Annotated in this window: 20 protein-coding genes; 6 read left to right on the top strand and 14 right to left on the bottom strand. The window is 44.3% G+C overall.

The genetic code is table 11. The annotated features are described in order from the left end of the window. Positions 1–413: 413 nt before the first annotated feature. The 3 genes from QUA47_RS25440 to QUA47_RS25450 all read left to right on the top strand — a co-directional run bounded on the left by QUA47_RS25440 (position 414) and on the right by QUA47_RS25450 (position 3181). The gene (locus QUA47_RS25440) at positions 414–1067 is read left to right on the top strand and encodes a DUF1190 domain-containing protein (RefSeq protein ID WP_333432805.1); all 654 of its coding nucleotides are present in this window, start codon (positions 414–416) and stop codon (positions 1065–1067) included. 62 nt (positions 1068–1129) lie between these two features. Further along, positions 1130–2437, top strand: coding sequence for a glutathionylspermidine synthase family protein (locus QUA47_RS25445; RefSeq protein WP_333432806.1), 1308 nt, complete (start codon positions 1130–1132; stop codon positions 2435–2437). Positions 2438–2455: 18 nt separating this feature from the next. Next, complete coding sequence (locus QUA47_RS25450; protein ID WP_333432807.1) at positions 2456–3181, top strand: hypothetical protein; 726 nt, start codon at positions 2456–2458, stop codon at positions 3179–3181. Between the two features lie 159 nt (positions 3182–3340). On the opposite strand, the gene QUA47_RS25455 is transcribed toward QUA47_RS25450, so the two are convergent. The 4 genes from QUA47_RS25455 to QUA47_RS25470 all read right to left on the bottom strand — a co-directional run bounded on the left by QUA47_RS25455 (position 3341) and on the right by QUA47_RS25470 (position 6883). Beyond that, positions 3341–4090: an amino acid ABC transporter ATP-binding protein gene (locus QUA47_RS25455; protein WP_333432808.1), complete on the bottom strand. Its 750-nt coding sequence runs from the start codon at positions 4088–4090 to the stop codon at positions 3341–3343. Further along, positions 4056–5519: an ABC transporter substrate-binding protein/permease gene (locus tag QUA47_RS25460; RefSeq protein WP_333432809.1), complete on the bottom strand. Its 1464-nt coding sequence runs from the start codon at positions 5517–5519 to the stop codon at positions 4056–4058. Before QUA47_RS25460 ends, QUA47_RS25455 begins: the two co-directional genes overlap by 35 nt. A 536-nt stretch (positions 5520–6055) precedes the next feature. Next, complete coding sequence (locus QUA47_RS25465) at positions 6056–6589, bottom strand: DUF2726 domain-containing protein (protein ID WP_333432810.1); 534 nt, start codon at positions 6587–6589, stop codon at positions 6056–6058. Positions 6590–6604: 15 nt separating this feature from the next. Beyond that, positions 6605–6883: a hypothetical protein gene (locus QUA47_RS25470; RefSeq protein WP_333432811.1), complete on the bottom strand. Its 279-nt coding sequence runs from the start codon at positions 6881–6883 to the stop codon at positions 6605–6607. A 349-nt stretch (positions 6884–7232) separates the two neighbouring features. Between QUA47_RS25470 and QUA47_RS25475 the strand changes: the two genes are divergently transcribed. Continuing rightward, positions 7233–11120 (top strand): NACHT C-terminal alpha/beta 1 domain-containing protein, encoded by a 3888-nt coding sequence (locus tag QUA47_RS25475; RefSeq protein WP_333432812.1) that lies wholly within the window; start codon positions 7233–7235, stop codon positions 11118–11120. Positions 11121–11732: 612 nt separating this feature from the next. Here the strand turns inward: QUA47_RS25475 and QUA47_RS25480 are convergent. After that, a complete protein-coding gene (locus QUA47_RS25480; protein ID WP_333432813.1) occupies positions 11733–12680 on the bottom strand; it encodes a cation diffusion facilitator family transporter in 948 nt (315 codons plus the stop codon). Positions 12681–12921: 241 nt separating this feature from the next. Here QUA47_RS25480 and QUA47_RS25485 point away from each other — a divergent pair, with 241 nt between their 5' ends. Further along, positions 12922–13269: a hypothetical protein gene (locus tag QUA47_RS25485; protein ID WP_015174783.1), complete on the top strand. Its 348-nt coding sequence runs from the start codon at positions 12922–12924 to the stop codon at positions 13267–13269. A 114-nt stretch (positions 13270–13383) separates the two neighbouring features. Here QUA47_RS25485 and QUA47_RS25490 read toward each other — a convergent pair whose 3' ends face one another. The 4 genes from QUA47_RS25490 to QUA47_RS25505 all read right to left on the bottom strand — a co-directional run bounded on the left by QUA47_RS25490 (position 13384) and on the right by QUA47_RS25505 (position 16575). Continuing rightward, the gene (locus QUA47_RS25490) at positions 13384–14253 is read right to left on the bottom strand and encodes a rhodanese-like domain-containing protein (protein ID WP_333432814.1); all 870 of its coding nucleotides are present in this window, start codon (positions 14251–14253) and stop codon (positions 13384–13386) included. Between the two features lie 3 nt (positions 14254–14256). Next, positions 14257–14616: a type IV pilin-like G/H family protein gene (locus QUA47_RS25495; RefSeq protein WP_333432815.1), complete on the bottom strand. Its 360-nt coding sequence runs from the start codon at positions 14614–14616 to the stop codon at positions 14257–14259. A 235-nt stretch (positions 14617–14851) separates the two neighbouring features. Next, positions 14852–15913, bottom strand: coding sequence for an S-methyl-5-thioribose-1-phosphate isomerase (gene mtnA / locus QUA47_RS25500; RefSeq protein WP_333432816.1), 1062 nt, complete (start codon positions 15911–15913; stop codon positions 14852–14854). A gap of 116 nt (positions 15914–16029) precedes the next feature. Next, positions 16030–16575, bottom strand: a complete 546-nt coding sequence (locus QUA47_RS25505) for a hypothetical protein (RefSeq protein ID WP_333432817.1) — start codon at positions 16573–16575, stop codon at positions 16030–16032. Here QUA47_RS25505 and QUA47_RS25510 point away from each other — a divergent pair. Continuing rightward, positions 16574–16741 (top strand): hypothetical protein, encoded by a 168-nt coding sequence (locus tag QUA47_RS25510; RefSeq protein WP_333432818.1) that lies wholly within the window; start codon positions 16574–16576, stop codon positions 16739–16741. The two genes, QUA47_RS25505 and QUA47_RS25510, sit on opposite strands and share 2 nt — an antisense overlap. Before the next feature lie 96 nt (positions 16742–16837). Here QUA47_RS25510 and QUA47_RS25515 read toward each other — a convergent pair whose 3' ends face one another. The 5 genes from QUA47_RS25515 to QUA47_RS25535 form a co-directional block, all read right to left on the bottom strand. Beyond that, on the bottom strand, positions 16838–18199 hold the full coding sequence (locus QUA47_RS25515; RefSeq protein ID WP_333432819.1) for a cytochrome 450: 1362 nt from the start codon (positions 18197–18199) through the stop codon (positions 16838–16840). A 787-nt stretch (positions 18200–18986) separates the two neighbouring features. Beyond that, complete coding sequence (gene petD, locus QUA47_RS25520) at positions 18987–19469, bottom strand: cytochrome b6-f complex subunit IV (protein ID WP_190660167.1); 483 nt, start codon at positions 19467–19469, stop codon at positions 18987–18989. 183 nt (positions 19470–19652) lie between these two features. Further along, a complete protein-coding gene (gene petB, locus QUA47_RS25525; RefSeq protein WP_006633252.1) occupies positions 19653–20321 on the bottom strand; it encodes a cytochrome b6 in 669 nt (222 codons plus the stop codon). Between the two features lie 598 nt (positions 20322–20919). Then, positions 20920–21333 (bottom strand): hypothetical protein, encoded by a 414-nt coding sequence (locus QUA47_RS25530; RefSeq protein WP_333432820.1) that lies wholly within the window; start codon positions 21331–21333, stop codon positions 20920–20922. A gap of 24 nt (positions 21334–21357) precedes the next feature. Next, positions 21358–21870: a calcium-binding protein gene (locus QUA47_RS25535; RefSeq protein ID WP_333432821.1), complete on the bottom strand. Its 513-nt coding sequence runs from the start codon at positions 21868–21870 to the stop codon at positions 21358–21360. Between the last annotated feature and the right edge of the window lie 72 nt (positions 21871–21942).

Consider the following 21942-nt stretch of genomic DNA (forward strand, 5'->3'; position numbering starts at 1 on the left):
AGGTACTGGAATAATAATGAATCCTCCTGTATTTATTGTTTTAAGCACTGCCTAGCCCTTAACTGAACCGTATTGGGGTATAATTCTGAGTGCCGTGGCTTTATATCGGATAATTAGCATTCTGGCGGATGTTTCGGGTGCTGCTTTGGCAAAGCTCGATCGGCAGCGAAATCAGCGCAGTCAAAAAAGGCGAATTTGAAATCAAATATTTGAGGAATATAATTTGCTGCGTTCGAGAAATCCCTGAATCGCGCAATGTAGTAAAAGCTATAATCAAAGTCGTGAGTGCCAACTCACAGACTTAGGTAAATTACTTGAACTTTGGCTGACCGTGTAAATCCAATCATCTCAGTGGCAGCAAATTCATCACATTACAGGTTCTTTAAAATAATGACTCTAACCTCCGGTTAGCCATGACTCATAACAACAATCGAACGACAACAATTCGTTACCTTCTAATTACATCAGGTGTACTGGCGATCGGTGGATTAGGCTATCTTGCTTATACCATGTTGCACCAACGCAACGAAGTACGCTACTACGAATCCCAACAGCAATGTATTGTAGATGCGATGAACCAAAGCAACGGGTTCACCAAAGAGCAGTGTCAGGCTCAGTTCCGGTACGCAATGCAGGAATACGAACGCATTACGCCCGTGTATCGCACGCAGCCAGAATGCCAAGAAGACACAGCAAGCATTTGCTCGCAGGTATCGAATTCCAGCGCTGCTACCCCCGGATGGCGACCAGAGTTCGGCGGCTTCTATTTCACCGATGATGTCGATGATGATGCCCCTCCAACAGTGGTCAACGGCGTCAACGGCGGCTCCTACACGGTTTATCCAGTGCAACCCGTTTACCGCTCCAACATCGGAATTGTAACTCCAGATAGAACCCAGATTACTCGTCCCCTACAGGGCATACCGCTAGATTCTCCCTACTTTTCCTCCAGTGGCGACACCCCAAATCGCCCCCCAGGCCACGCAGCTCAGGGAACCATCAAAGGACGAGGGAGGTTTGGTAGCACAGTCCGTTCCACGGCTCCTTTGGGAGCCGGAGGAAAGTAACCAAGACCGATTTTTCTCTATTTTTCCATATTCTCCAGTGTCACTAGCAAGGTGCTTCATCCATGTATCCCTTTTTGTTTCAGCGACGGCGCAACTGGCAGCAGCACGTATTAGAGAACGCCTACCAATGTCAGCCTCTTGCAGACATCAACCAACGCTACTGGGCAGAAGCCTTAGACCGTCCTTTTGGGGTGATGTTTTCGCGCCAGGAAGAGGCGAGCATCTGGGATGCTACTGAGGCTCTTTGGGATATGTGTCGGGAGTTTTTGGACTGGTTTTTCACCGCTGATGGCCTAGAAAATCGGATGAAAAAACTCGCTATTCCCCCTGCTTTCTGGGAAGCAATTCAGGTTTCGTGGGATCGGGTTGACGAAGCAGAAGATATGTCTCTTTATACCCGTTTCGATCTTGCCGTCACTGAAGATGGAAAAATTAGCCTTCTAGAAATCAACGGCGAAACTCCTCTCTTGGGTGCAGAAACGGTCTATCAATGGCTGTGGTTAGATGACATGAAAAAACCAAGCCGAGATTTGCGAGCGCTTCCCAACGATGCCAATCAGTTCAACAACTTTTGGGATGAAGTTGCCGGTCGATTCCGCACTCTAAGCCGTCATTATGATTTAAAGCAGTTCGGTCTGAGCTTGTTAATTGACGAGCATCTGTCAGAAGATACCGAGATGGCAGGGCAACTGGTCGAAATTATCAATCAAGAATTGGGAAACGATCGCTTTTTCACCCAACTGGTAGGATTGCGTAACCATCTGGGCGTGGATGAAGAAGGATTTTTTGTCGATCAATTCAATAATCGGATCTTGCGGCTGTGGAAAATCGTCGATTGGCTGGATTTGCAACTCGCCAGCCAATCCTTTAACGCAGATGAAGCCCTAGCATCGCGCCTGATAGCAGGGGACGTGAAAATCATTGAACCGCTGTGGAAACAGATTTTAAGCAATAAAGGATCGATGGTGTGGATGTGGGAATTATTTGGCAACCACCCAGTGTACGCTCAATTCTTGCTACCCACTTTCTTCACAGATACTATCTCGCTCGAATCCACAGCATTACTGACCCAAATGCACGTCAAAAAGCCCCTCGTCGGTCTAGAAGGTGTTGGGGTTTCTATTGAAACAGGCGATTTTGTTGCCGGAGCCGTTCACGCCCGCGAGGCGATGGGCTACGATCGCGAAGGATTCATTATTCAGTCCTATCAACCCTTGCCCGAATATTTTGGCTACCACTTCGTCGTAGGTTCCTGGATTGTCGGCGATACTCCATCTGGCATCGTATTGCGCGGAGATACCAATCCGATCACCGGACGACATTGCTTAATCGTTCCGCATATTGTGAGCGATCGTCTGGTGAATACTTAACTTCTAATCAGAAAAACTATGAAATTACAAACTCATGATGTCCGGGGAATTCCAATTCTTAGCAGTGAGTGGAGTGTAGATGAATTTATTGCCGATGAGTTTAAAATTCCCGAAGTCGCGCCTACAATTCAGGCTGGATTTATGGATCTCCTGAGCCGAGATGTGTTCTCTGAGGGAGACAGTCAGCCACTCTACGAGCATCTGTTATCTCGAAGTTCGGAGTTCTCGTTAGAATTCATGAGTGCGATCGAACTTTGGCTGCAAGACGAATTACGGCACTACGTTGCTCTACGTAAGGTCTATCACATGGTATCAGGTCTGTCCCCAGAGGCGATTGACCAAAAAAACCAGAGCCGGGTGCATGAACTCGAACCGATCTCGTTTCTGATTGAGAACGAATTCACCATTCTAGTTGGTTTAATGTTTGACGAAATGGGTTCCGTCTGGTCTTATCACCGGGATATTAAAGAATTCTACCAACACTATGGGAACGGCTTTGCTCGCGTAGGACATTTGGTGACGCAGGATGAGGGGCGGCATTTTAGGAATGCTGCGACTCTCATCCAACATCGCCATCCCGACAAAATCGATCGGATCGAACCCTTATTAGAAAAGATTAGCGAGATGGAAGCCGGTCTTGCTTATTATCCCAAGACTTTCTTTCTCGATCACGCTCAGGAAAGACACCGCTTTCCGAAAGATTTTAATACCCAGGTGATTCAAAGAATTCTCTCCTTTTTCTAACAGAATTACCAACTTAATCATCGGATAAACATTATTATACTTTCCGTGGCGATCGAGCATCTCAAACTGACGCACCCTACCGCAACTTTCTTTTTCTCCTCTAACTCTCTCTGTGCCCTCTGTGTCCTCTGCGGTTAAAAACTCTAATTCTTATATAAATTAAAGCATTTTTTCCAGAAATTGCTTGGCGCGATCGCACTTCGGGTTACTAAAAAACTCCTGCGGCGGCACATCTTCCGCCACCTTTCCGCCATCGAGAAACAATATCCGGTGGGCGACTTCCCGCGCAAAACCCATTTCGTGAGTTACAATTGCCATTGTAATTCCCGTTTTCGTCAAAGCTTTCATTACATCTAACACTTCTTTAACCATTTCTGGATCGAGTGCAGAAGTCGGTTCGTCCATCAACAAAATTTCCGGTTCCATCGCCAAACAGCGGGCGATCGCCACCCGCTGTTTTTGTCCCCCTGAAAGCTTAGAAGGATAAACCTCTGCCTTATCTGACAAACCCACTTTTTCCAGCAATTCTAACCCCTTCAGACGCGCCTCATCCTTAGCAATTTGCTTCACCTTTACAGGCGCATACATCACATTTTGCAGCACAGTCATGTGCGGGAACAAGTGGAAATGCTGAAAAACCATCCCCACTTTCTGGCGGATTTTCATAATATCTGCCTTCGGCAAAGTAATATCCACCCCGTCAATGTATATGTGTCCCGAAGTCGGAATTTCCAGTAAATTCAAACACCGCAAAAAAGTAGATTTGCCGCACCCCGAAGGGCCGATAATGGCAATCACTTCTCCTTTATGAATCTCAGTAGTTATCTCGCGCAAAACCTTAAGATTGCCAAAAGATTTATACAGGCGATCGACCTTAACTGCTACTTTGGAGTCTGCGTTCGAGTACATTGGCCCCCCAAGTTAAACTAAGCACCATCAAATAATAAATTGCGCCGACAAATATCAAAGGTTCAAAGTAAATATACTTTTCTGCTCCCACAATTGTAGCGCGGCGCAGCAAGTCTTCTACGCCAATTACTGAAACTAAAGCTGAATCCTTCAGCAAAGCAATACTTTCATTCACCAATGCAGGCAAAATATTTTTCAACGCTTGCGGCAAGATAATATCGCCCATCATCAGTTTGTAGGGAACACCAAGCGATTCTGCGGCTTCTTTTTGACCTTTATCTACGGCTTGAATTCCGGCGCGGATTGTTTCGGAAATATAAGCCCCAGAATTCAGGAAAAAAGTAATCACACCAGCTTGCAGCGCAGATATATTATAGCCCGTAAGCTGCGGCGTAGCAAAATAAACTAAAGTCAACTGCAAAATTAGCGGTGTTCCTCGAAAAATTGAGGTGTAAGCAGTACCGAACCAAGCCAGCGGTTTAATGCTAGAAATCTTAAACAGAGACAGCACGATTCCCCAGATAAATCCGAGAAATGCCGACAGCAATGTAAAAGTTAGCGTTACCCAAAGCCCGGACAAAATATAAGGCAAACTCGGCAAGATTTTGCCAAAATCTAACCCGAACTTAGAGGCTACCGCAGGCTGATTTGCTTGAGCAGGTTCTTGCGGAATTGGTCGAGAAAACCATTTAGTAGCTAGTTCCTTAATTTGACCGCTGGCTTTCATTTGTTGGAGAACTCGGTTGAATTCTGGAACTAATCTCGAATTTTTCGGAAAGGCGATCGCCGAACCGCTTTCTTCAGTATTCGGAATTGTGTTAAATTCCAAGTCCGGGTTCGCTGCTGCATAACCCGTAGCGACAGTATCCTCGATCACTCCCGCCGCAAGGCGGTTCGATTTAATTTCTTGAATGATGTCAGGAATCCTATTGAGAGGAGCCAGTTGCACCCCGGCCATTTTTTTCACAGCTTCCTGCTGAATGCTTGCGAGTTGAACGCCTACTTTTTTCCCGGCTAAATCTTCAGCTTTGGTCAAATTGCTGCCTTTATTGGCGACAATTGTATTTTGAGCTTCGTAGTAAAGGTCAGAAAAAGCAACATTTTTTTTCCTTTCTGCTGTGGGAGTCATTCCAGCCATCACAAAATCGGCTCTGCCCGCCTGCAAAGCGGGAATTAAGCCGTTAAAATCCATGCCAATTACTTTCAGTTCGTAGCCCAATTTTTTAGTAATATATTTGGCAATATCGATGTCAAAACCGATGATTTCGTTGCCGCTAACAGCCGTATCTTTAAATTCATAGGGCGGGTAGTCTGGGGAAGTCGCCAGTGTTAAAGTCTTGTTGGCTTGGGCATAGCTGGCGATCGCAATTAAACAAAAGGCGATCGCGATCGCCGCCACCAGCATTGATTTTAATTTTAAACGTTTCATATCGAACATTGTCCTAAAACATCCCCTCGCCCAGAAAATATACCACAAATCGGAATCAAGTCACCTTTCCAAAGGAAGATATACTCCTGGACGCACGGGTTGCCAGAAATCGAGTTTGATGGACAAAAAAACGGCTTAATTAGCCTTTAATAAGGGTAAAAAACCCGGTTATAAAGGTATTAATGCGCCCATGGCTAAAGATAGATAATTGGGTCACTAACTTATATTTAAAAAATATCCGTCAGGCCCATTTTTTAACAATTTAGAAAGGCAAGCTTGTTTGCTAAATTCCCACCAATGTTGTACCGTTGTTCTAGTTGCGATCGGTATTTCTAATCATCCAGCATATTCCATCTATATGTGGTACAAGGTATTCAGTAGATCAGAACAAAAAATGCGATATTACTTCTAAGCCGCCGGGAACGATCGAGTGGGAGTAATACCATTGTCGATTATTGCTTTTCGATTTGGATAGATGCCGTCTGTAAGTCCTGTGTTAATTACAGGACTTACACATAAAAATTATAGTCTAAGAGTCAACTGTTAACTGTCAACTGTGTTGAATAGTGTTGCAAAAATGCTTCCAGTTCTGTCCGTCCTTGTTGGGTAATTGAGTTGTAGAAGACTTCTTTTTGTCCATTGGGAGTGTAGAAACGATAGAAGCGTCGATCGAGATCGATTTGTCGCAGGTATACTAAGGGAACGCCAACAGATGCAAGGAGTCGGGCTTTTTTGCGATCGCGCACCTGCACCTCTGGGCGATCGTGCCAATGAGATTGACATTCTATCACGAGTTGGGCTTTGCGACTAGCACAATAACCGCGTTCCATCAAGGCGATATCGACTCTGGAACTCACCCAAAATTTCCAAAGTTCAATGGGAAGACGGGTGAAAGTTTCTGGACGGGAACAGATGATTTCTAGGGGAACTTGGGGACAGTAACGGAAGCGATCGCCTAAAATCATCTCTAGAATATCGATAGCGATCGTTTCTAACTCGTTGATGATTTCTCCGCTTTGGAATTGGGGAAATGAAGACAAAGAATTGTCATAGTCAAAGGCGTATAGCATGAGTTTTATTTCAGATTAGGGTGAGTGGGAATTAAAGGGGTTGTAGACGACTGTCCAAGCGTTTGCACCAAGGGCGGTAGCAGTCCAAGCGCCCTTCTGGTAAGGTTTGCCTTCTTTCCGAGCGCGGTAGAGAGTTGTGGTGGATACCTCCAACAGTTGTGCGGTTCTATGGGTTGTGCAGGATTGCTCAATTACAGTTGGTTGGGATGGGAGTTTTACCCTTCTCTTTTTGTTAAGGGAGTCGAGGGGAGTAGGTGGCTCGTCTGGGAAAAGGCTGAGTTGGAAGGCTGTCATAAGCTGAACCTTTGAGTGTTAATGATTCAAGCCTATTGGGGTCAACTGGATTTCTCCAGAGCAAAACGGTTCAGAAAAAAGTGAACTGATCTGAACTGGTCAAGAAACTTGATGCTGACTATGCTAGGGATAGTTTTGATTGAGATTTTGCGCCTGTGCTGTTGTCCCGCCGTGGACTCAAGTCCACGGCTAAGAGCTACTGTCCACTTAAGTGGACTGAAGAACGCTTTTTTGAGTCAGAATTTAGTCCTCTTTTAGAGGACTTTCGCTATGAGCCAGGGGTTTAAACCCCTGGCGGGCTATGCAACTGATGCAAAATTCCCAATTTCATCCACTCTAGTTGTTAGGAATGAGTCAAACTATGGCATCTCGCAGTGTTCGGATTGATGGCGCAGGTTTGGATAAAGTTCGTCAACGGATGGCTGAATTAGAGAAGCCACTAAATCCAGATAAACGAGGTTGGTCTCAAGAAGACCTTGCAAGGCAGGCGTATGTGCATCTTAGTACGGTTAAACGCTTTCTTGAAGGTACGCCACCGGATCGCGGTACTGTCATCTCAATTCTTAAAGCATTAGAATTTGAACCCATAAGCTTTATTGCCCAACATGACTCCAAATTGCAGAATTCCAAGCGAGATCCAGAGCCAAACATTGACATTGATTGGCAGCGAGTTTGCCAACAAATGTTAAAGGAACAGCAAAAAGAACAGCGAATTAGGCGTAAGGCAACTGAACAGGGATTTGAAATCAATGTTTTTGTACCGCTAGGTTTAATCGAACGGAAACAGCAGCAGCGTCGCAGTGGCAATGTGCCTATGGAACAGTTACATCAATTAGAACCGGAAGTTGTTACCCGAATTTACGAGCATGATGAATTCATGACTGACGTTATTGGACAAAACCCTACTGGAAAAAATAAGCATATTGCTATTGTCGGCGAACCAGGAGCAGGAAAGACAACGCTGTTAGATAAAATCGCCACTCACATTCAGGAAAATAATCAAGATTTGCCGATTTGCATTGCGCTGGCAAGTTTGCAAGGAAAGACACTGAAAGACTATATCCTTCAGGAATGGTTACCGGAAGCTATGGCTCTGGTTTATCCTGATATTGATGTAGAGAAGTCTGACAAAACATCTCTACAAAAACGGTTACGTCAAGGTGGAGTGTGGCTGTTACTTGATGGTGTTGATGAAATGGCTGTAGGGGCGAATAGTTGTTTGTCCTTAGAGGAAATCAGAAACCAGCTTACTGATTGGTTGGGTAATGTGCGGGTTGTTTTGACCTGTCGAACCAATGTTTGGGATGCCCGTCTCAACAATCCCCTCACAGGCTTTGATACTTACAAAACTCAGGAGTTTAAACAAGAACAAGTAGATGATTTTATTCAGCAGTGGTTTGCTGAAGCCAAAAATATTCAACGGGGACAGGAGTTACAGAAAAAGCTGCAAGAACCGCAAAAAGAACGCATCCGCCAACTCGTAAAAAATCCGCTTCGCTTATCTCTACTGTGTCAAATATTCAGCCCAAATAAGCAAGTCGAATTACCAGAAACCAAAGCGGAACTATATCAACACTTTGTCCGCTATTTCTATGAGTGGAAACCATCCCAAACGGTTATTGATTGGGCAACTCAACCAGGTTTGCGAGAAGAATTACATCAAGCCCTCGGTCGTTTGTCTATAGCAGGATTGGATAGCCATGCTAGATTTCGGTTGCCGCTGAGTTTAATTGAAAAACAAATGGGCGATAGGCTTTTTAAATTAGCCTGGGATCTCGGTTTGCTGAACTTAGTAGATCGAGAAGCTGCAACAGATGAACCTGTTTACGCATTCTTTCATCCTACATTCCAGGAATATTTTGCATCTTTAGTAATTGATAATTATCAATTTTTCATGGAGCGCTATCGAATCTTTGAAACCCAATGGCTAGAAGTAGCTATATTATGGTTAGAAAACTCCCGGATTTCAGCACTGCTAAAGAAAGAATTGATCGACACAATAACCAATCTTAAGGAAGATAAATGGAAAAATATGTATCGGCTTAAGCTTCTACCATTAAAGATAGTTTACTCGTGTCAATCTGGCGAAATAGAATTTATTGCTGGACGGGTGTATTTCGTTTGCTTGGATGATAATATACAAACAAAAGTATGCAAATCAATGCTTCCGGGTTATGAGGAATTCATCATAGAATCGTTAAAATATTACGCTTCCAAAGAAGCCTGTGATATTATAAGTGAAGTCATCAATAATAATACTGATTTAGAACTATACGAACTATCTAGGCTTTTGGAAGTTTTATTTAAAATCAACCCGGAGCATGAATGCTTAAAAGTATTAATCCCTAAATTATTAAAAGATGATAATGAGGGAGGTGCCATAGAAGTAGCAAAAATAGCTTTAAAAAATGATAATTTCAAGCAAATTGCCGTTGATTTTTTAGTTAAGGCTTTATTGAACGAAGATGAGCAATACGAAAGAAAAAGTTTTGATATCGTTAATATTTTAATGGATTTTAAGATTTTGGACAAAGTGGTTATTGGTAAGTTAACATCATTTTTAAATAGTCAAGATTCTATGATTCAATTGCTAGCTATTTCACATTTAGACGAACTAAGCCTAAATCATAACGCTTTAGTCAACAATCAAGACGTATTGGATGCTTTGATTGATTTCATAAGTCAAAATCGAGACAATCAAATAAGTATTATTCCTGGTATAGATATAGTCAAGAGACTTGATATTGATATTTCAAAAGTCAACAGAGCAATCATGGATTTGTTATATACTTCACAAAATCCAGTGATTATTCTATCTTTATTTGACTATTTGGAGACACAAGGTTTTATTGTAGAAATCATTAATAAATTAATCCAATTAATTGCAAATGAAGAAGACACAGATGAATCTATAGCTTATGCTCAAATGTTAGTAATGGCAAGCTTGAGCTATCCAAAAATTTTCGAGAATCGGTCAATTATTAAAAAATTGATTTGTTTGGTAAAAGTAAAAATTGACTTTGACTATCTTTTACTACATTTAGTACAAATTTTTTCTCAAACTACAACAATGTATGAGCGTTTTAAAATAGTAGGCTACCAAAGTAGCAAAGATAAGACATTCATTGATTTTATAAGTTTATTGATAGAAAACTATCTGAATAAAAATACAGCCGAGGAGTTAAATTTACCCACAAGTGACGATACAGAAAATATAGAAGGTTTTTTGATTGAAAGACAATATGTTGAATTTGGTTCACTAATTAACGAGCCACAAGAACTAAACATTATAAATTGGCGGCTAAATAGTTTTGCTGAGAAATTATATGATTGCGAAGAAATTGCGATTGCCAAAATTAAACAAACTAATTTTGAAGTCATCGATAAACTAATGGAAATTCTCCAAATAAATAAAGACAACATATTACGCCATATTTGTATGGAAATATTAGTTAACATTGAAACGTTGTCACCACAATCTATTGTTGATAAATTAGTAAACTTAACCGTCAATTTAAAAGACCGTCAAATTCAAGGGTTTCTTGCCGCCGAATTAAAACAAATTACTCACAAATCACAACTGCAAAGGCTAGTTTTTGGTCTAAAGGATTATGTAGAAGATGCAGTTGCTAAGTTTGACACGGATTTATATATAATTGCTCATTCAGTGCTGTGGCATTGTGCTAATCACTTGAGTTATACGGAATTTTATGACGCTTGTGGTGTTCAACCATCTTGTACTGACTTAGAGACACTTGAAAACATCTCTGTTGCTAACTCTTCTACTGCTCAACACCCCAAGCTTGTTGAGCAATTGTCAGTTCTTCAGTCTGCGGTTTCCCATAATGAAGAACTCAATCAAGCAGTACAACTGATTTGTATTGATGGTAGCGAATTTAACCCTCCAGATAATCCTGCCACTGATATCTATATCCAAATGGTAGAGCAAGGTTGTCCAGAACGACAAGAAGGAACACCTACAACTATGCCACTGCTCAAAGCCTATTGGCGACTGAATTTGAGAAACCTAGAAAAACGAGTTGCGTTGCTGTTCTACAACTCTAAAATCGATCGCGAATTCAGCGAACCTTTTTTAACTGCACTGAGTGCTTTTGGAGGCACGATCGCAATCATCACCGATCGACCATGCGACAATGTAAAACGCATTTCTCCTAACCATCCGAATCTCATCGATGCAGTTTTGAAATGGCTGCATCGATCGATTTTGGAGGCTTGAATTTTGATTTTGGCAGAAGGCGAGCGCTTTTTCACCAACTCAGGCGCGATCGCACTCACACCCCCAAATCCAACTCGATCGAAACATTTCTTCATCTTTCTCTGAATTAAGAGAATCGTCCGCTAAAACAGAGTAGGAGAATTTCCGCTACGATCGAGAGTAGATAGGCTAGCACCAGATAAAATAAACTAAAAATTCCATCCGCACTACCTGTTAAGATGGCGGCGAGCTCTCGGTTCACAAGTGGAGATTTTGCTACCTTGGCATTTGCGGGGGGAAATGGCTACAGAAATTCAAAATACTTGGAATTTATACAAATAGAAAGACAGAAATCGACGACAGCCGATCAATCTATTGTGGAAAACTTGCTGATTTCTGTGGAAAACCCCCCTTTTCCTGTGGAAAACTAGCACTAAATTAAGTGCGATCGCTCTAATTCCTTTGATAGCATTTAAAAAATTAAAGGAATTGCGATCGCAAAAACCGCCTTCCTCCTTCATCCCTCAACCTGCTTTTTCCTGGAAATACAGCCTAAATCTTTCCTCCTTCACATCCATCCTCTTCCAGCTTCAGTCTATCCCTTACATCCTTTAAATCCCTTACACTCATCCGTTACCCAACTTCACGCTTAACTTCTTCCTTCTCTCCAGAATCGTAGCTAATTTGGTCGGAATGGTAAGCCGGCGGCTCAACGTGAATTAAGATGCGTACAGGGCTGAAACGTTCTTCCAAACGGGCTTCTACTTCTTCTGTAATCCGGTGAGCAGTTTCTACATCGACAGCATCGACGATCGCGTGCATCTCAATAAATACTTGACGCCCTACAACGCCACGGGAGGCGATCGAGTGACAGTTGACAACCCCCGGTACATCAATCGCGATCGCGTGAATAACTTCCGGTGCGATCGCCATTTCATCCACCAACCAAGGCAGATTTTCTGTTAAAACCTTCCAACCGCTGCTAAATACCAAAACAGCCACAGGAAAAGACAAAAACACATCCAGGGATTGTAATTGAGGTATATTCCAAACCTGCCCTTGCCAAACACCAATCAACCCGCCGATGACCATAATTGTCACCCAAACATCGCTCAGCGTGTGCTGAGCGTCAGCCACTAAAATCGCGCTACCGAGACGTTTGCCAACTCTGCGCTCGTAAAAAGTGACAAAAATATTAATCCCCAGTACAATCAGCAAAATCCACAGTTCATTTGGGGATATTTTGACAACTTTACCCCCGTTAATCAGCCTTTCGACAGCACCGCTGAGAATTTCAAAACAGGCAATTCCCAGAAAAGCAGCAATTCCCAGAGCTCCGAGAGCATCAAATTTTTGGTGTCCGTAGGGATGATCGCGATCTGGCTGCGGATTGGCATAATGATTAGTTACCAATCCTAAAATATTATTAGCGCTGTCCGTCACGCTGTGCAAAGCATCTGCCAGCAAACTGAGGGAACCAGTCAGCCATCCCACGGCTGCTTTAATTGCCATCACCAGCAAATTTAGCAATAAAGTAATTATTAAAACCTTGCGGACTTCGGAACGGTTATCGGCAACCATAAAATCTCCTCGATCTGCCGTCAAGTTTTCTGGTTTCTAGTTTAAAGCTTATCAAATCATAACAGGTTAAAACTCTTGCGGAATCTAGCTTGCGACTAGATTTATATTAATTAATTTAGCCGAGCTTCTTGAGAGAATTTTTAATTAATACCAGTTTCGCAGTCCAATTAAGCTGGAATGTACTTCTTTTGGGTTACTATATTTTTTATCATTAACAATCGTATGTTAAATTTCATTGCCCATGTCTCTTTCTCCGCTGACACTGAATTTAGTCGAAGGTTCTGTCTCCTTTAGCTTTTCCCCGCAAGCCGCGCGGGATTTGCAAAGCGAAATTGCAGCTTTGATGGAAAGCTTGAAAGCTGTAGCAGCCAAAACCGCTGGCGCTAAAGCTTCTCCCCAAAAACCGATGGAATATCGGTATGCAGGAGATGTCTTTTTGGAGGTTTTCTGCAACCCGAATATCTGGCCAACTCCTTTTGCTGCGAAAGTGCTGATTACGGTTAGGGACGATCGCGTGCGCGTGACCACCGAAGCCGAACTCAGCCGCCTGCGCGACGATCTCGCTCAGTATATCGAACAAGTCGGTTGAGAATCTCAACCTGAAACGCTCTTGTTTTAGATTCCCGACTTCTTGAAGAAGAACACGCTTTCCGGCTTGTTCCAGAAAGAGTTAATTTTATTGTGGGGAGTAGGGGTTGGGCTTCTAGCCGGCCCCTGAAAGGCTTATTGAAAGGGGATAACTATCTGCAGGCGACGCCGACCATTCCCACATGGAACCTGCATAATTCTTAGCATTAAATCCCACATTTGTCAAGACACAAGTCAACCATGCAGAGCGAATTCCCCCGGAGCAATAACTCACAATTTGAGTTGACTGCGAAACTCCTTTTTGCTGCAAAATAGCGACAATTTCCCCGCGAGCCAGCAGTTGTCCCTGTTTGTCCATTAACTGTTTGTAGTAAAGGTGAACCGCACCGGGAATGTGGCCGCCCCGCTTTTCTCCGTAAGGCGTTTTACCTGCATATTCTCGCGGTTCTCTGGCGTCAATAACTGCTAAATTAGCATTGCCTAAAATCGCTTTCAATTCATCCTGCTCAATTTCCCAATTCGAGCGGCGAGATACGATAAAATCTCCGGTTTTCGGTGGATTGTTTGCCGATTTTACTCGCTCAATTCCAGCTTGGATTAAAGCTCGATATCCTCCATCTACAAAAACGGCTTTTTCATGCCCCAAAGTCCGCAGCATCCAAACAATTCGCCCGTCTTCGCCCCAGCCTTTCACCGAATCGGCAACAACTATGACAGGTTTGTATTGACAAATGCCAATTGCTTGCAGTTTTTGAGTTAAAACTGTGTTATTTTCGATAATTTTTCCCTGGTGGGGAAAGTGCGATTGAGAAAATTCCTGCCAAGTTACAGGAATAGCTGGTGGCAGACGGCAAAACCACTTTAAAACAGGTTTACGAGCATCGAGCACAGTAGCGCCCCCTGACAGTAATTGCTTCGCTAAATCGGCGCTTACTACCCAATTATCTGCCAAATCATACACTAAATTACACACTAAATTCGACATAATTTATTGAGCAATTTTTCCTGTACCAGCAGCGCAGTATAAATCCCGACCGTCATACATTGGATTAGGTGGTTTAATCTTCCCAGGAGTAGCATTTAGACACAAGATTGTTTGGGTTTTGTTTCCTACTAAAAAGACTCCACCAACCAAACTTTTGAGATTAGCTTGATTCGATACTGCATAATTAAAGACAACTTTGTTTTCCGTATTAATTGAATATTGGTAGTTGGCTGTGTCAGGTTTAATACCGATACCTAGATTAGAAACAGAACTTGTAAAACCAGTATTCTGTATATAGTAGGCTTGTTGAGCTTTATTCATTGCTGCCACATATTGTTTGGCTGCTGATTCCTGAGCTTTCAAGGTTGGCGGCCACTGAGACTGAGCGACTGTAGCGAAAAAAACTGGCAGAGTTAGAGTTGTTATAACAACTTTCCTCTGCCGGTTGCGACAGCTATAAGTCCCGCTTGTACCATTGCTTAAAAGTTGAGTTTCGGTAGGGACACGCCAGTGCCGTGTCCCTAAAGATGTCACGCTTTTAAAAAGCGGTATTATTTTCCGAGATAACTGGTGGAATGAGCGGTTGAGTAACATACAATCAAACTAATTGTTTTGCCTGAAACTGTTTCAACGCCCAAGGAGCAACCGTGCCGTGTTCTGTAATAATTCCTGAGATTAATTCGGCGGGAGTTACGTCAAAAGCGGGATTGTAAAATTCGACTCCCACAGGACAAATTCGCGTAGTTCCAACTTGATACATTTCAACTGGATCGCGTTCTTCAATGGGGATTTTGCTGCCGTCGGAAAGTTCAAAATCAATTGTTGACAGAGGAGCGGCGACAAAAAACGGGACGTTGTGAGCTTTGGCAACAATTGCTAAACTGTAAGTGCCAATTTTATTGGCAGCGTCGCCGTTAGCAGCGATTCTGTCTGCACCCACAACTACTGCGTGAATCATGCCGAGTTTCATGCAGTGAGCGGCCATATTGTCTGCTATCAATGTCACGGGAATTCCTTCTTGTACGCATTCCCAAGTGGTGAGTTTTGCACCTTGGAGACGCGGCCTAGTTTCGTCTGCAAAAACTCTTCCGAGTCTTCCTTCTCGCCAAGCAGAACGAAATACACCTAAAGCAGTACCGTAGCCTGCTGTTGCCAACGCACCTGCATTGCAGTGAGTTAGTAAGTTCAATTTTTCCGGTGTAGCTGGCAGAACTTCTAAACCCTTGTCGCCGATATCTTTACAAGTTTGCAAGTCTTCTGCTTGAATGGTTTTGGCCATTTCTAACAAAGTTTTTTGCACTTGTTCGACGGAACCGCTAGTTCTCTCGGCTGTTTTGAGCATTCGCGATATTGCCCAAAACAAATTAACCGCCGTGGGACGAGTCGATCGCAATAACTCGCCAACTTGTTCTAGTTTAGTAAAAAACTCGGTACGATCGCCCGTTTCGATTTCTCGCGCCCCCAAATACATCCCGTAAGCTGCTGCTACCCCGATCGCCGGAGCACCTCGGACTATCATAGTTTTAATCGCCTCAGCCATATCTTCGCAGCGGCTAATTTCGACTACACCGTATTCTTTCGGGAGTCGGTTTTGGTCAATTAGCAGAACTCGGTCTTCTTTCCAAGTGACGGGGGAAACAGGGGAGTTTGGAGCGGTCATCTATTTCAATTATGTGAGGGACAAGTTTCTATGATGCCATGAAAGCGACTATTCCCGCCACTTCGATCGACAAAACCCGCCTAATTAAGCGGGTTTTGTAGTTTTCCTAAATATTTTCACTCTTTGGCAATAATTAAACAATCACTCTCAACCTTAGACAGCATCTCTGGAAAAGCTGAGGTGTAATTGCCATCTTTGTCTACAATCCTGCGGAGTGTATATCCGCTGTCAGCAGGTCTGCCGAAAAACGAGTTTGTGCGATGCCAGATATCTCCATTCGGAGTATTCGGATCTCGATCGATCAAAAAATCTACAAGCCACTGTGGCACAGACCATCCAAACACTATCGGCGTGATGTGTCCGTGCTGCAAAGTTGCATCCGAGAATCGGAACAAGTAAGTTATCCGAGAAAATTTGACTAAATAAAGTAACATCCGTCCCGCCATTGATGAATGAAATGTCCAGATAACAGGGTCAAAAACGCGCAGCAATAACGTCCGTTCGTCAGCATTCCAGTCTGAACTGTACATCGTCAAACAATCGTCTGGTAAAACATTCCCGTCCATAAAAAAGATACCTTGCAGGACTTCTGGTAACTCGGCTGGATGTTCTACTTTCATCCAATTCGCGATGTCTTTTAGTTGCTTTTCTTCGATTAACATGGTATTATTTATCCTCAAAATAGTTGTGTTTTGGTTTCCTATTAGATACCCCCTTGATTTCTTAGTCGATCGAGCGATCGATAGTTTATGTGGCGTGCGGTTTCAACTCACATCTTGCATCCTAGCCAATCAGTTATTCAACGGCGGGGGGGACACCCCACAATAAACTTGATGTCTTGTGGGGTGGGCTGTCGGGCTTGTTAAGCGAGAAATGGTGCAATATCTCAGTTTCAACCGCTGTCCGATCGAGCTTTTGGATTGATTACCCCTGCAAATTCGGCTCAGAGGCTCGTCGCACTTTGCCTACCGTACTCACGACATCCACCAGCATCTTGAGTGCGATGTCTTTACCCGGGCAAATCCGTCCCGCGCTACGATCGCCCACGGAATGAAATCCCATATGAAAAGGGCACAGATTCTCCCGCTTAGGGTTGAATTCGTATACCGTAGGCCCCCAGAAACTCCCGTCTAGCAGCCCCAGGCTGAGCGGTATCAGTACCTTGGTTCCGGCTGGGAAAGTGCGCTCTTTGCCCGCTAACGTTGCGGTGAATGGCTCTGTGGCGACTCGGTGCGTGGCGCTGACGGGAGCCCAGAGGCGGGCGCATTCCAGGAGGAACAGCTCGATCGACTGGCGATCGTCCAAATCGAGCCGATCCCAAAAATCAGTCGGGTTAATTTCGGCCGTCTGCTGTCCTTTATAGGCGGGGAGAGGGCGGTATCCCATTGCCGTGTTACCTAGGTGCAGAGGGCCTTGCAGTCCCGCTATCCCCATAATCGATGTCATCAGCTTCGCCAATTCCCGCTTAGTCATGCCGTTGTTTTCCGAGCTCTCCTCGAAGTCGGCTAAAGCTGGGGAATTCTCATAGATAGTCGCTGCACGCTCGATTAGAGCGGACAAATCCCCGTGTCCAAAGACGTTCAGGCTTTGCAGCAGGTTGCCGATGACGGCGAAGTAGTGCAGCGGGCTTTGGCGGGTGTAATGCAATTCGGTGAGAAGTTCGATCGACTCTGAATCGTCTGGATTAATCCCAAAGATGACGTAGTGCAGGTATCGGACTAAAAATCCCATCCAACCCCGCTTGACATCGGTAAAAAACGCTCCCCCCGCACCGTGTGGCATTTGGGCATAATCGGCGGCTAGCCGATCGAGCAACCGCCTGCTGATTTCGTCTCCCTGGCGATCCGCTGTCGCACTGTTGAAGAGATATTTCTGCATACAGCTTCGGAATGCTGCGTGGTTGCTGCTACCATCTGTTTCGCGATCGGACAAAGACAGTAGAAAAAGGTTCCTACCGCCGACATCTTGGTTGGGCGCGCTATCGGGATCGAGTACAGAAGTACCCAGCCGCCATCCGCGCGCCTGGGGCGATGTGAGTGCTTTTTCTAGGGTGTCAAACTCTCCCATCACGACTTGCCCCGCGCAGCAAAAATTGGCTCCGAAAGCCAGCCGTTTTAGTGGCAAATAGGTGGGTTCGTTGGCAATCAAACCCTCAATCAGGGCGATCGGCGGTAGCATCGTTTTGCTGAGACTTTCTTCCGGGTTTTGCAAAGCCCAAACCTGAAACTCGTTCAGGGCCGGGTTCATCAGCGATGAGAAAATAGTATCTAAATTTAGGTTCATCATAATTCCTCCGAGAATCCCTCGCCATAACCCGCTTTGCAGTTAGCAGCAAGAGGGTATTGAGCGGCAATTGAGCGGGTATTGAATCCCACTTAAATGCCAAAATCAGTAAGTATAACTATAGCCATCTTTATTTGTAAACGCAGTGGCAATATAGATATAGTTTTACTGAATATGTCTGCGGCCAAGTCTAGCCTTTTCCCGGAGATTGAGGGGAATTTTTAACGATTGCTGGTAAGTAGATCTACTTTCTGCATCTCAAGTATTAGCCTTAATCTCTGAGAGCCGCATATAAACCGTAGATATTTACAGGAACTCGCCCCTACAAAATACTATGGTTTTCTTTGTGCTTATATAGCAATCCTAAATCATTTGTTAATTTCTTACTTTCTCCCCTTACTAAGGGGAGGGTTGGGGTGGGGTAAAAAATTTACGACTCATTTAAGATTGCTATATATATATATTTAGATATAATATTTTAGGCTTCTGTATGCTTCTGAATTTAAGTTAATAAAATCAGAGAATTAATTACTGAGTATTATTAAATAATAATAGACATAAAAATCCCCACTTATTCAATTTTTCAATCAATTGAAATTCCCAATCCCCTATTCTTCAATCTAACTAAAATCTAAAATCTAAAATCAATTGAAATTCCCAATCCGCTATTCTTCAATCTAAAATTTAAAATCTAAAATCTAAAATCAAATGACGCCCGCGAAAGTTTCCCACCAGTACAAAAGCACTTTACAGGAAATCCGCAGGCGTCAAAATCAAGCAAACTTAAATCTTAGAAAAGACCCAGTGTGAAAGATTTGTCGATCGGGAAAATAGCACCAATACCCAACCACAGAGTTACCGCAGTTCCCAACAGGAAAACAGTAGTAGCAACAGGGCGGCGGAACGGATTTTGGAACTTGTTAACGCTCTCGATGAACGGAATCAAAATCAAGCCAACGGGAACGCCAGCCATGCAAGCAATACCCAACAATTTGTTAGGCAAAACGCGCAGGAGTTGGAACACAGGCCACAAATACCATTCCGGCAGAATTTCCAGCGGAGTAGCAAAAGGATTAGCAGGTTCCCCAACCAAAGCCGGGTCTAGTACGGCCAAACTGACGCACAGAGCAAACGTTCCCATGATGACTATAGGGAAAACGTAGAGCAAGTCATTAGGCCAAGCTGGTTCGCCATAATAGTTATGACCCATGCCCTTAGCGAGCTTAGCGCGGAGCGCGGGATCGCTCAAATCAGGTTTTTTGAGAATAGACATAGTAACAGTGTTCTCCTTTTAGTTTTACCCGGGCCTGCCATTCCGCTGTATTCGTTAGTTTGAATCAGCGGCGCGATCGCAGGAAGTGTTAGCCGTAAATAAATATCATGAGTGATGAATTATGAATTTTCAACTCAAAATTCAGCGGGGGGCCAAAAAAATACCGCCCCCACAACTCAAAACTTACAACGGGCCAGAGATACCTTGCTTGCGAATCATCAAGAAGTGAGCCAGCATGAAGACTACAATCAGCCAAGGCAACACAAAAGTGTGCAAGCTGTAGTAACGGGTCAAAGTGCCTTGACCGACGCTGACACCGCCGCGCAGCAGTTCAACCATCAAAGAACCGACAAACGGGATAGCTTCGGGGACGCCGGAAACGATTTTAACTGCCCAGTAACCGATTTGATCCCAAGGCAGCGAATAGCCGGTCACGCCGAAAGAAACAGTGATGACTGCCAAGATTACTCCTGTCACCCAGGTTAATTCACGGGGCTTTTTGAAGCCGCCGGTCAGGTAAACCCGGAAGGTGTGCAAAATCATCATCAGTACCATCATGCTGGCAGACCAGCGGTGGATGGAGCGGATCAGCCAGCCGAAGTTGACTTCAGTCATCAGGTATTGCACTGAAGAAAAAGCTTCTGCCACCGTCGGACGGTAATAGAAAGTCATGGCGAAGCCGGTGGCAAACTGGATCAGAAAGCAAACTAAAGTAATTCCGCCCAAGCAGTAAAAAATATTGACGTGCGGGGGTACGTACTTTGTAGTGATGTCATCGGCGAGCGCCTGAATTTCCAGGCGTTCCTCAAACCACTGGTAGGTTTTTGAGTCGGTGATTTGTTTAGAAAACATGGAGCCAGAATTCCTAAAAGAATATTGCTGTGGTTGAGGTTCAGGGCAGCAGCCACAAGGTTTTTTGTCGCCCCGCGCCGAGCAGCTTGCTTTTACTAGCAAATGCCTGAGGCTATTTTTTAAATTTGGAGCTGACGAAAGGAACTCTATTGTGCGATCGCCTGCAAGCCCTGGGAAACTAAGCGGTGGCTTGTCCCTACTCGCTGGCGTTGCCCGATCGAATTCCAGACTGTGATAAAAAATGTAACATAATTGCCGTGCAATTTTCACACGCGCGATCGGTTTGTGGAGGCTTAAAACGCTTTTTTCGCAATCTCAACATCCGCCCAAGGTGGTATGGGAGGAGGGCTAAGCTACAGAAAGCAGTCCGAGCCGGAAACCGGTTTAGGGGGAGAGGCCAAATTTCATCTCGATCGTAAAACTTCACTTTCTGCCCCAAAGGCCCTCAATGTCAGTCGAGTCACCCGAACCGGTTGGATGGTACAACCGAATCTTGTTTTGTAGTAAGGACTTCAGTCCCTTCTAACAGCATCTGCTGGGTGCAACCTGCGTATTTCCGTAAAAAAAGCGGGTGATTACCCCCGTCCGTAAAGTCCTATCACAATTGAAAAGAAGGCAAACTTTCCACAAAAACTGGCAGCATTGGCGAGAAAGGAGAGGGAAGTGGCGGTATCGGAAAGGGAATTTCAGGAAGAGACGGGAAGGATGGAAAGTCTCGCGATGGCGGTGAAAACCCAGTCGAAACGATCGCGCAATCTGATAGATTCACATCAGTAATATTTTGAACATCGGCGATTAAATCCGATCCGACCAATATCCGAGTTCCCCGTCTCGTACCGTCATCATAAGATTCAAATCGGTAAGAGAAGAAGCGAGAACCGTTACGATCTTGTACGAAACCAACGACTTGGATTTTGTCGCCTTCGCCCCGCTTAAAATCCTGAATAATGGCATGGCGACCTTTACCGCCATAGAAGAGGTAAGGGCTGGTATTTAATGAACCGAGAACCAATATGTCAGCTTCACTTGGCCCAATTCAATGATCGATTTGTTCTCCAGTTGATGAAAAGATATAACCCGATATGATGTCATTACCCGGCTCGCCAATCAGGGTGTCGTTGCCTTGATTTCCCTCCAGCAAATCGTCTCCTGCATTGGCGTTGATGTAGTCATTATCTAAGTCACCTATTAGAGTGTCATTGCCACCTTCTCCAAACAGGCGATCGTTACCTTTGTCGCCCATTAGCAAGTCGTTGTTGCTTCCACCAAACAAGCGATCGCCTCCATCTCCTCCGCTCGCCGTATCATTGCCTTGACCGCCGTTAAGACAGTCATTGCCAGACCCTCCGAAGATACTATCATTATTGTCTTCTCCTCTGATTAAATCCGCGCCTTCGTCGCCCTCAAGAAAATCATTGCCGGCCCCTCCTTCCTGTTTGTCATTGCCTTCACCACCGCTGAGACTGTCGTTACCAAAGTCGCCCAAAAGGCGATCGCTACCGACTCCACCTGCGAGACTATCATTTCCTTCTCCGCCGTCTAAAGTCAATACGGTTCAGTTAAGGGCTAGGCAGTGCTTAAAACAATAAATACAGGAGGATTCATTATTATTCCAGTACCT

Source organism: Microcoleus sp. MON2_D5 (genome assembly GCF_036701905.1).
In the GTDB taxonomy this organism is placed as follows: domain Bacteria; phylum Cyanobacteriota; class Cyanobacteriia; order Cyanobacteriales; family Microcoleaceae; genus Microcoleus.

Coding starts and splice junctions, on each gene's coding strand:
- QUA47_RS25440 (WP_333432805.1), top strand. CDS start 414: ATGACTCATAACAACAATCGAACGACAACAATTCGTTACCTTCTAATT.
- QUA47_RS25445 (WP_333432806.1), top strand. CDS start 1,130: ATGTATCCCTTTTTGTTTCAGCGACGGCGCAACTGGCAGCAGCACGTA.
- QUA47_RS25450 (WP_333432807.1), top strand. CDS start 2,456: ATGAAATTACAAACTCATGATGTCCGGGGAATTCCAATTCTTAGCAGT.
- QUA47_RS25455 (WP_333432808.1), bottom strand. CDS start 4,090: ATGTACTCGAACGCAGACTCCAAAGTAGCAGTTAAGGTCGATCGCCTG.
- QUA47_RS25460 (WP_333432809.1), bottom strand. CDS start 5,519: ATGAAACGTTTAAAATTAAAATCAATGCTGGTGGCGGCGATCGCGATC.
- QUA47_RS25465 (WP_333432810.1), bottom strand. CDS start 6,589: ATGCTATACGCCTTTGACTATGACAATTCTTTGTCTTCATTTCCCCAA.
- QUA47_RS25470 (WP_333432811.1), bottom strand. CDS start 6,883: ATGACAGCCTTCCAACTCAGCCTTTTCCCAGACGAGCCACCTACTCCC.
- QUA47_RS25475 (WP_333432812.1), top strand. CDS start 7,233: ATGAGTCAAACTATGGCATCTCGCAGTGTTCGGATTGATGGCGCAGGT.
- QUA47_RS25480 (WP_333432813.1), bottom strand. CDS start 12,680: ATGGTTGCCGATAACCGTTCCGAAGTCCGCAAGGTTTTAATAATTACT.
- QUA47_RS25485 (WP_015174783.1), top strand. CDS start 12,922: ATGTCTCTTTCTCCGCTGACACTGAATTTAGTCGAAGGTTCTGTCTCC.
- QUA47_RS25490 (WP_333432814.1), bottom strand. CDS start 14,253: ATGTCGAATTTAGTGTGTAATTTAGTGTATGATTTGGCAGATAATTGG.
- mtnA (WP_333432816.1), bottom strand. CDS start 15,913: ATGACCGCTCCAAACTCCCCTGTTTCCCCCGTCACTTGGAAAGAAGAC.
- QUA47_RS25510 (WP_333432818.1), top strand. CDS start 16,574: ATGGTATTATTTATCCTCAAAATAGTTGTGTTTTGGTTTCCTATTAGA.
- QUA47_RS25505 (WP_333432817.1), bottom strand. CDS start 16,575: ATGTTAATCGAAGAAAAGCAACTAAAAGACATCGCGAATTGGATGAAA.
- QUA47_RS25515 (WP_333432819.1), bottom strand. CDS start 18,199: ATGATGAACCTAAATTTAGATACTATTTTCTCATCGCTGATGAACCCG.
- petD (WP_190660167.1), bottom strand. CDS start 19,469: ATGTCTATTCTCAAAAAACCTGATTTGAGCGATCCCGCGCTCCGCGCT.
- petB (WP_006633252.1), bottom strand. CDS start 20,321: ATGTTTTCTAAACAAATCACCGACTCAAAAACCTACCAGTGGTTTGAG.